Source organism: Gordonia paraffinivorans NBRC 108238 (genome assembly GCF_000344155.1).
Classification (GTDB): Bacteria; Actinomycetota; Actinomycetes; order Mycobacteriales; family Mycobacteriaceae; genus Gordonia; species Gordonia paraffinivorans.
Genome location: NZ_BAOQ01000048.1, coordinates 21,271 through 27,289 on the forward strand (window position 1 = coordinate 21,271; position 6,019 = coordinate 27,289).

Here is a 6,019-nt window from a genome sequence, read left to right on the forward strand (position 1 = left end):
GTGCTCAGCCCTCGTTCGCGGCGGCCAACTGCTCGGCCGTCGCGGTGAGCAGCTCGTTCCAGGCGTCCTCGAACTTGCGCACGCCCTCGTCCTCGAGGACGACGAACACGTCGGCCAGGTCGACGCCGACCGCCGAGATCTTCTCGAAGATCTCGCGCGACTCGGCCTCCTTGCCGATGATCGAGCCCGTGTCGACCCAACCGTGGTCGGCGAAGGCGTCCATCGTCTTGCCCGGCATGGTGTTGACCGTGTTCGGTGCGACGAGCTCGCTGACGTACAGGGTGTCGGGGTATTCCGGGTTCTTCACGCCGGTCGACGCCCACAGCGGACGCTGGGCGCGCGCACCCTGGGCCTGCAGGTCGGGGAAGCGGGTCTCGACCTCGAAGACCTCCTGGTAGGCCGCGTAGGCCAGGCGTGCGTTGGCCAGTGCCGCCTTGCCCCGCAGCTCGAGGGCCTCGGGGGTGCCGATGGCCTCGAGGCGCTTGTCGATCTCGGTGTCGACGCGCGAGACGAAGAACGAGGCGACCGAGTGGATGGTCGACAGGTCGTGGCCGGCCTCCGTGGCGGCGTCGAGGCCGTCGAGGTAGGCGTCCATGACCTCCTTGTAGCGCTCCACCGAGAAGATCAGCGTCACGTTGACGCTGATGCCCTCCGCGATCACCTTGGTGATCGCCGGCAGGCCGGCCTTGGTGGCCGGGATCTTGATGAGCAGGTTCGGGCGGTCGACGATCTTCCACAGCTCGACGGCCTGGGCGACGGTGCCCTCGGTGTCGTGGGCGAGGCGCGGATCGACCTCGATGGACACCCGGCCGTCGACCCCGTCGGACTCCTCGTAGACGCCGGCGAACACGTCGCAGGCGTTGCGGACGTCGTCGGTGGTCACCGTGCGGATGGTGGCGTCCACGTCGGCCCCGCGCGCGGCCAGCTCGTTCACCTGCGCGTCGTACGCGGTGCCCTTGGACAGCGCGGCCTGGAAGATGGCCGGGTTGGTGGTCACGCCGACCACCGACTTGATGTTGATCAACTCGGCGAGATCACCGGAGGTGATGAGGTCGCGCGAGAGGTCGTCCAGCCACACCGAGACACCGGCGGCGGACAGTTCGGCGAGCTTGTCGTTCTGGGTCACGATTCTCTCCTGATTGTGTGGTGTGTGTCCGGCCTGCCGGTGGCGGCTGGGACCGCTCAGCCGGCGATGACGCGCTCGGCGGCCGCGGCGACGGCCTCTGAGGTGATCCCGAACTTGGTGTAGAGGACCTTGTAGTCGGCCGACGCGCCGAAGTGCTCGATGCTGACGATCTCGCCGCCGGCGCCGACGATGCGGTACCACGGCATCGCGATGCCGGCCTCGACGGCGACGCGCGGAACCGACGGCGGCAGCACGTGGTCGCGGTAGCCCTGCGGCTGCTCGTCGAACCACTCGACGCACGGCATCGACACGACGCGGGCGCGGATTCCCTTGGCCGCCAGCGCCTGCTGCGCCTCGACGGCCAGTGACACCTCGGAACCGGTGCCGATGAGGACCACCTGCGGGTCGCCGTCGGAGTCGCTCAGGACGTAACCGCCGTTGGCGACGCCCTCGGCCGAGGTGCCCTCCAGAACGGGCACGTTCTGCCGGGTCAGGGCGAGGCCGACCGGGTGGTTGCGGCGGGTCAGCAGGTGCGCCCACGCGTAGGCGGTCTCGTTGGCGTCGGCCGGCCGCACGACGTCGAGGTGGGGGATCGCGCGCAGGGCGGCGAGGTGCTCGATCGGCTGGTGGGTCGGACCGTCCTCACCGAGGCCGATGGAGTCGTGGGTCCAGACGTAGATCGGGTCGATCTCCATCAGCGCGGCCAGGCGCACCGCCGGACGCATGTAGTCGGAGAACTGCAGGAAGGTGCCGCCGTAGGCGCGGGTCGGGCCGTGCAGGGCGATGCCCGACAGGATCGAGCCCATCGCGTGCTCGCGGACGCCGAAGTGCAGTGTGCGGCCGTAGGGGTTCGCCGACCACTTCTTGGTGCTGATCGACGTCGGCCCGAACGAGGGCTCGCCGTCCATGGTGGTGTTGTTCGAACCCGCGAGGTCGGCAGAACCGCCCCACAGTTCGGGCAGCACCGGCGCGAGGGCGGTGAGGACCTTGCCCGACGCCGAACGGGTCGCGACGTCCTTGTCGCCCGGCTCCCACGTCGGCAGGACGTCGGTCCAGCCGTCGGGCAGCTCGTGGGCCTGCAGGCGGTCGAAGAGCTTCTTGTTCTCGGGGTTCTTGCTCGCCCACTCGTCGAACGACGCAGTCCACGCCTTGCGCAGCTCGGCGCCGCGGTCGACGAGCTTGCGGGTGTGGGCGATGACCTCGTCGGCCACCTCGAAGGTCTTCTCCGGGTCGAAGCCGAGGACCTTCTTGGTCGCGGCGACCTCGTCCTCGCCGAGCGCGGCGCCGTGGATGCCGCCGGTGTTCATCTTGTTCGGCGCCGGGTAGCCGATGATCGTGCGCAGGCAGATGATCGACGGCCGGTCGACGACCTCCTGGGCGGCCTTGATCGCGGCCTCGATGGCGACGACGTCCTCGCCGCCCTCGACGGTCTGCACGTGCCAGCCGTAGGCCTCGTAGCGCTTGGCGACGTCCTCGCTCAGCGCGATGTCGGTGTCGTCCTCGATCGAGATCTGGTTCTGGTCGTAGAAGACGATCAGGTTGCCCAGCTGCTGGGTCCCGGCGAGCGAGCTGGCCTCGGAGGTCACGCCCTCCTCGATGTCGCCGTCGGAGGCGACCACGTAGATGTAGTGGTCGAAGGGGCTCTCGCCGAGCGGGGCGTCGGGGTCGAACAGGCCGCGCTCGCGGCGGGCGGCCATCGCCATGCCCACGGCCGAGGCGAGACCCTGGCCGAGGGGGCCGGTGGTGATCTCTACGCCCCTGGTGTGACGGAACTCTGGGTGGCCGGGGGTCAGCGAGTCCCAGGTGCGCAGCGCCTCGATGTCGGACAGTTCGAGACCGAAGCCGCCGAGGTAGAGCTGGATGTAGAGGGTGAGGCTGGAGTGCCCGCACGACAGGACGAAGCGGTCGCGGCCGACCCAGTCGGTGTCGGTGGGGTCGTGGCGCATCACCCGCTGGAACAGCGTGTAGGCGAGCGGGGCCAGGCTCATCGCGGTGCCCGGGTGGCCGCTGCCGCACTTCTGCACCGCGTCGGCGGCCAGCACGCGAGCCGTGTCGACGGCCCGGGTGTCGAGGTCGGTCCAGTCGTCCGGGTGGCGGGCGGTGGTCAGTGCGCGGATCTCGTCTGTGTCGGCCACGATGGTGATGGTCTCCTGTGCCTGGCTGGTCGGGACGTCGGCTCGCGCCCGTCAACCGACGAGGTTGCAGGCACGTCTCGGTCCAGAGTAATCGGCTACGGAGACCTGTTGCGCGCCGACCGAAAGTTACCGGCGAGTCGCGACCCGGGTGACGGCGATCTCGCCCGTCACGCCTCGATTCACGGTTCGCGGAGGCGAACGTCTACCATGCTCTGTAGTAGCCCGCGGAGATTCTGGGCGGGCGGACGAGGAGTGTTCGTGAGGATAGGGGAGCGTGTGAGCGGAGACAGTCCCGCCGCATCCCACTCGACCGACACCGCATCGCAGCAGGTTACGACCGAGCCGGTCGCACCGGCCGATCTGTCGTGGGCAGGACGAGTGCGCGCGACGGTGCTCGCGTACATCGCGCTGACCAAGCCGCGGGTCATCGAGCTGCTGCTGGTCGCGACCATCCCGGTGATGTTGCAGGCCGATCGGGGTCACGTCGACATCGCCGTCATCGCCTTCACACTGATCGGCGGATGGCTGGGTGCGGGTAGTGCGAACACCTTGAACATGGTGGTCGACGCCGACATCGACAAGAAGATGAAGCGCACGGCCCGCCGGCCGCTGGCCCGCCGGGCCGTCGCCACGCGGAACGCGCTGATCTTCGGCCTCGTCCTGTGGGCGGCGTCGTTCGCGGTGCTGTTCTTCGCGGCCAACCTGCTCTCTGCGCTGCTCGTCTCGGCGACGATCGTCTTCTACGTCGGCGTCTACACGATGATCCTCAAGCGCCGCACCTGGCAGAACGTGGTGTGGGGCGGCGCCGCCGGCTGCATGCCGACGCTCGTGGGCTGGGCCGCGGTCACCGGCTCGCTGAGCTGGCAGCCCATCGTGCTGTTCCTGGTCATCTTCTTCTGGACGCCGCCGCACACCTGGGCGCTGGCGATGCGCTACAAGGAGGACTACGCGGCGGCCGGCGTGCCGATGCTCCCGGTCATCGCCACCGAGGAACGCGTGACCCGTCAGATGCTGGTCTACACCTGGCTGACCGTGCTGTGCACGCTCGTCCTCATCCCGGCCACCAGTTGGATCTACACCGTCATCGCGGTGGTCGCCGGCGCATGGTTCGTCGAGCGCGTCACCAAGCTGTACCGCGACACCCGCCGCGGCGTGGAGGTCAAGCCGCTGAAGGTGTTCCTGCAGTCGAACGAATACCTCGCGATCGTCTTCTGCGGCCTCGCCATCGACGCGGTCGTCGGCATGCAGACGATCTCGTCCTACTTCTGATCCGTCGCCCGGCCTGACTCCTCATCCGGGGATCAGGGCAGCAGCACCGTCGCCCCGGTCGTCCTGCGTGCCTCGAGATCGGCGTGCGCCTGTGCGGCGTCGGCCAGGCGGTAACGCTGTCCGATCCGGACGTCCACGTCGCCGTCGGCGATCGCCTCGAAGTACTCCCCGGCCCGCCAGGACAGTTCCTCCCGCGTCGCGGTGAAGTGGCCGAGCGTCGGCCGCGTCACGCTGAGCGAGCCGGCCGGATTGAGCCGCTGCAGGTCGAACGGGGGCACGGGTCCGCTCGACGCCCCGAACAGCACGATGAGCCCGCGGATCGCGGTGGCGGCGAGGGACTGTTCGAAGGTGTCGGCGCCCACCCCGTCGTAGACCACCGGCACGCCCGCGCCATCGGTGAGATCGCGGACCCGCGCGGCCAGGTCGTCGCCGTACCGCAGCACGTGGTCGGCACCCGCGCGGCGGGACAGGTCGGCCTTCTCGTCGGAGGAGACGGTGGTGATGACGCGCAGGCCCTTCCGCTTGGCCAGCTGGGTCAGGATCAGCCCGACGCCGCCGGCACCGGCGTGGATCAGCACCGTCTCGCCGGCGCGCGGATGCGAGCTGCCGTCGAGCAGGTAGTGGGCGGTGAGTCCGCGCAGCAGCGACGCCCCGGCAATCGCGTCGTCGACGCCGTCGGGCACCACGACAGCCTTGTCGGCGGGGACGGCGACCAGTTCGGCGTACGACCCCGGCGCGGCCACCCACGCCACGCGCTGACCCACCTCGAGTCCGGTGACCTCCGGTCCGACGGCGACGATCTCGCCCGCGCCCTCGGTGCCGGGGACGTAGGGAGGGGTCGAGGGATACAACCCGCGTCGAAGGTAGGTGTCGATGAAGTTCACGCCCACCGCGGTGGTGCGGACGATCACCTCGTCGGTCGCCGGGATCGGGTCGTCGACCGAGCCGTACACGAGGACGTCGGGGCCGCCGTGTCTGGTCACCTGAATCGCGCGCACGACACCCGTTGTACACGGCGAACATCACTGTGCGGCATGTATCCCGGTGACGGGCTCGGGCCCAGCGCACCGGTATGCTGAGCGGCATGACTGACAGTGCCGCCACCGACACCACAGCCACGCAGACGGTCCAGGCCCCTGCCGACGTCGTCGCGTCGGTGAAGAAGTTCGTCGCCCGCGAGGGTGGCAACGCGAAGGTCGTCCTCCAGGCGATCGGCGCGGCCGGTGTCCGCATCACCCTGGTGGGTGCCTCCGGTGGTGTCCTCGGCGACCGGGTCGTCCCCGACCTCGCCACCGCGCAGGCGGTCGTGGACGCCGTCGACGGCCTCGAGATCGCCGAGTGGGACCGGGATCTGACGTCGGAGGCCAACGTCCGCCCGTCGCACTGGCGCAAGATGGCCGGCTGGGTGGCCCGGCAGAAGCGTTTCCCCAAGCCGCGCAACCGCGCGATCCTCTAGATCGGATGACGACGAGAACGGCCCCCGGCGGAT

5 protein-coding genes are annotated in these 6,019 nt (G+C 69.7%); 2 read left to right on the forward strand and 3 right to left on the reverse strand.

What is annotated here, in order from left to right; genetic code table 11:
• Positions 1-4: 4 nt before the first annotated feature.
• Positions 5-1,126, reverse strand: a complete 1,122-nt coding sequence (gene tal, locus GP2_RS19235; protein WP_006902264.1) for a transaldolase — start codon at positions 1,124-1,126, stop codon at positions 5-7.
• Between the two features lie 56 nt (positions 1,127-1,182).
• Positions 1,183-3,261, reverse strand: coding sequence for a transketolase (tkt, locus tag GP2_RS19240; protein ID WP_006902265.1), 2,079 nt, complete (start codon positions 3,259-3,261; stop codon positions 1,183-1,185).
• 276 nt (positions 3,262-3,537) lie between these two features.
• On the opposite strand from tkt, the gene GP2_RS19245 reads away from it, so the two are divergent.
• Positions 3,538-4,530 carry a heme o synthase gene (locus tag GP2_RS19245; RefSeq protein WP_006902266.1) on the forward strand — a complete coding sequence of 331 codons (993 nt, stop codon included), beginning with the start codon at positions 3,538-3,540 and terminating at the stop codon, positions 4,528-4,530.
• A 32-nt stretch (positions 4,531-4,562) separates the two neighbouring features.
• Here the strand turns inward: GP2_RS19245 and GP2_RS19250 are convergent, their stop codons facing one another.
• Positions 4,563-5,528, reverse strand: a complete 966-nt coding sequence (locus tag GP2_RS19250) for a quinone oxidoreductase family protein (protein WP_006902267.1) — start codon at positions 5,526-5,528, stop codon at positions 4,563-4,565.
• Between the two features lie 74 nt (positions 5,529-5,602).
• Here GP2_RS19250 and GP2_RS19255 point away from each other — a divergent pair, with 74 nt between their 5' ends.
• Positions 5,603-5,986 carry a hypothetical protein gene (locus tag GP2_RS19255; protein WP_006902268.1) on the forward strand — a complete coding sequence of 128 codons (384 nt, stop codon included), beginning with the start codon at positions 5,603-5,605 and terminating at the stop codon, positions 5,984-5,986.
• Positions 5,987-6,019 lie beyond the last annotated feature (33 nt).

What these genes read in the sequence shown, in the direction of transcription:
- GP2_RS19255 (WP_006902268.1), top strand. Translation starts at nt 5,603, where the DNA reads ATGCTGAGCGGCATGACTGACAGTGCCGCCACCGACACCACAGCCACG.